Origin of the sequence: Arthrobacter sp. ZBG10 (genome assembly GCF_001238605.1) — a bacterium.
In the GTDB taxonomy this organism is placed as follows: Bacteria; Actinomycetota; Actinomycetes; order Actinomycetales; family Micrococcaceae; genus Arthrobacter.
The window spans coordinates 1-255 of the sequence record NZ_LFQH01000152.1 but is presented as its reverse complement, the minus strand read 5'-3'; the positions used below and the strand labels follow the sequence as shown (position 1 = coordinate 255).

Here is a 255-nt window from a genome sequence, read left to right as displayed (position 1 = left end):
TCGAGGAGGAATTACTGCTGGTCGATCCCGGGAGCGGCGAGGCACGGCCCCTGTCCGGCGAACTGCTGGATCGGTACCGGGTGGCTACCGTGGGAAATAACGACGACGGCGGCCCGGTCCTGACGGCCGAGTTCCAGCAGGAGATGATCGAGGTTGTCACGCCTCCGCATGCGGGCATGGCAGCACTTGAGGCGGACATCCGGGCTGGCCGGGCATTGGCGGACGGGGCCGCGCAGTCCGTGGGTGCCAGGGCCG

General features: G+C 69.0%; 1 protein-coding gene. It reads left to right on the top strand.

What is annotated here, in order from left to right:
- Nucleotides 1-255: glutamate-cysteine ligase family protein (locus tag ACU18_RS18975; protein ID WP_231686146.1), on the top strand; the 255-nt coding region annotated here is incomplete at both ends.